The 2659-nt window shown below is 40.4% G+C and carries 2 protein-coding genes and 1 pseudogene; all 3 read right to left on the bottom strand.

Annotated features, from left to right (window positions below; all coding sequences use genetic code 11):
* A pseudogene (locus CHB62_RS14410) lies at nucleotides 1–890 on the bottom strand (RHS repeat domain-containing protein); the annotation flags it as partial.
* A gap of 276 nt (nucleotides 891–1166) precedes the next feature.
* Nucleotides 1167–1589, bottom strand: a complete 423-nt coding sequence (locus tag CHB62_RS14405; RefSeq protein ID WP_089367363.1) for a hypothetical protein — start codon at nucleotides 1587–1589, stop codon at nucleotides 1167–1169.
* A partial coding sequence (locus tag CHB62_RS15410) for an RHS repeat domain-containing protein (RefSeq protein WP_254919402.1) occupies nucleotides 1586–2659 on the bottom strand: 1074 nt, incomplete at its 5' end. The genes CHB62_RS15410 and CHB62_RS14405, both read right to left, overlap by 4 nt.

Genomic DNA, 2659 nt, shown 5'->3' with positions numbered 1-2659 from the left:
ACCTTCTGCACCTTAGTCAGCGGCTCACTCATCCGTCCGAACGACATCACCATGTCGTAACTTGCACTTTTTGCCTTACCGCTGGCATGAATAAGACGGTTCAGCTCATCATACTCATACGTATGCGAACTCCTTCCTCCCAGCTTCGCCTTGTTGAGTTTCGTCAGCGACGTTGGGTTGGCGGCATTCGTAATACCGAGGATATTGTCCACAGCATCATAACGATACCTGTTTTCCATCACAGTCTGACCGTCCGCTGTAAGGTTCATCACCTGTAGACGTTCACGTTGCTTGTCGTAGGTATAGGTAGTCTCCGTGCCATTACCGAGCTTCGTATAGACCGTATGACCCTCCTTGTCGTAACCTATCCTGTCAACAATAACGCTCTGACGTCCCTGTTTATTGCTCGTAAGACGCTCAACCTGTCCAGCAGCATTGTAATGGTAGGTCACCATTTCACCATCAGGATAAGTCATCGTCTGCACACGGTTCCAGCTATCATACGTAGCACCATAGACATAAGTCCTAATATCTGCCACGCTCGCCATCACTGTACGTACAGTCTTCGTCACTTCACCCTGTCGACCGTAGTAGTAGGCTTCACCGCCACTCGCATCCTCTACAAGGGCAAGACGACCAGCGCGATTATACTTATCGCCAGCTTTACCATAGGTATAAGTAACGCGATTAAAGAGGTTTTCTGGATAAAGTACCTCATGGAGTCGTTCGAAGTCGTAGGTGTAAGAGATGTAACCCTTGTCAGATATCGACTTCCTAAGCTCTGCCGTAAGCTTCGTCAGGAGGTTACCCGCCGCATCATAGGTCATATCCGTCTCACCTGCATCAGGATGGTTCACCATCAGTTTGCGACCAAGCAAGTCATAGGTATACCAACTGCAAATATACAACTTTATTTTGTAAATGTGTCTTTAGATCATGCGAAAACGGGGAAGGATAGGGTGCGTTGTGCGTGCAAATGTAACCAAGCGAAAAGCATCAAAATCCCTAATTAAGTTTTAATTTTACAACTCTTCATATAGATGAATCACAGCATCATTATATATCATATCAAGTTTTACTTGTGCATTTGCTCCTAAGCAAATAAGCAAGAGATAAGATACAAATATGCTCCTCTTAGAATATGACATAGGATACCAGATATAATACTATTTTAATGTTTGTTTCCAATATGAAATATCATCATCTTTCATACTAATCCGCCATTCTCGAATGCCGATATGCACTAAAAGAACAGCAGCTTCACGCTTATATAGATAATATAATAAAATATTTGCAGCGTAATCTTTCTTATTGTTCCTTAACATTTGTATCCATTCTTCTTTTTTCACTCCTTCAAGAATGCGATTTTCTTTAGAATCTAAATCGATAATAACCCGATATCCAATATCAGTTATGGGAAAAGTAGATTCGTCAGCTATCTTCAATATCTTGAATTTGATTTTTTTATTGTCAATAAAAGAATACTTATTCGTATTATGGATATCATTCTGTTTTATCTTTTGAGCATTACAGGATGATATAAACATTATTAAAAATATAATAAGTGGAAATTTTATATTTTTCATCATTGCCTCTTTTTTTTGTTTTTTATCAAATATGCACTTCTATAACCTCTCCCAATACTTGTATATTCCTTTATATGTTGGGTTGAGGGAATAATATAATCTTTGAGTTTGGTTTTCCTATCTCCTATATATTTATCAATTAAAGAGTTAACGTTTTCATATCGTTTTTCAGGGTAGTGAAAGTGTAAGTCTGCTGCAACTTTTATTTGATTAATTTCACCGTCAACTTCCACTCCTGCAACTAGATTTGCATATTTAGCGGCAGTAATCTTACCCATCTCGACCTGCCTTCTATATGACTTAAAAGCTTTGACATTTATCCGATTAGACAACTCATGTGCCAGTTTAACAATCTGATATTTCTTATTTGTTCCTTTTGTTAATGTTATCTTACCTGTTTCTCCATCTGTCGCTGTATATCTACCAAATGAGATATTCTGGTCATAGTTTTTCAGAGTAATACCCGCAAGTGATAATAGTTTCTTAAAAGTTCTACTATGTTTCATTCCATATACAATTGTCTCTTTTATTGTAGGATATTTGGGAGCCATTCCTGTTGGATCCATCAAGCCGATGGGGTTATCCATCGTATAACAATATCCGGTAACACTTGGATACTTCTCCCTCAACGGGTCTACCCCTAACCACATGGAGATTTTGGGGTCCATGTACCTGGCTCCGTAATAGTACAGCCCCGTTTCTTCGTCAAGTTCCTTGCCATTGAACTTATACGGCATGTCCTTGCTACTACTATGTTCATCCACTAACAGCTCACCATAAGGCAGGTAGGCATCATACTGTGTGATGTTGGCTTTATCATCTGTGATGTAAGATGTACTACCGAGGTGGTCACTGTGATAGAAGAAGGTTTCTTCACGTGTAGTATCATTAGGAACATAGCCATAACCAGCCTGCGGGTCATCAGGGTTACTCGGGTCGTTCCAGCTTACAGGAGGACCGGGGTTGGTATTTGGTGTGGTGTTAGGATGTGGAGTCTGAATCCAACCCTGTGGCACATCATGGTTGCCGAGTTCGGTGAGGACGGCATTATACCCTACACCCGTGTTCTCTGG

The sequence above is a fragment of the Prevotella jejuni genome (assembly GCF_900187995.1).
Lineage (GTDB): Bacteria > Bacteroidota > Bacteroidia > Bacteroidales > Bacteroidaceae > Prevotella > Prevotella jejuni.
The sequence above is the reverse complement of the archived record's forward strand: the minus strand, read 5'-3'. Positions and strand labels throughout refer to the sequence as shown.

Coding starts and splice junctions, on each gene's coding strand:
- CHB62_RS14405 (WP_089367363.1), bottom strand. CDS start 1,589: ATGATGAAAAATATAAAATTTCCACTTATTATATTTTTAATAATGTTT.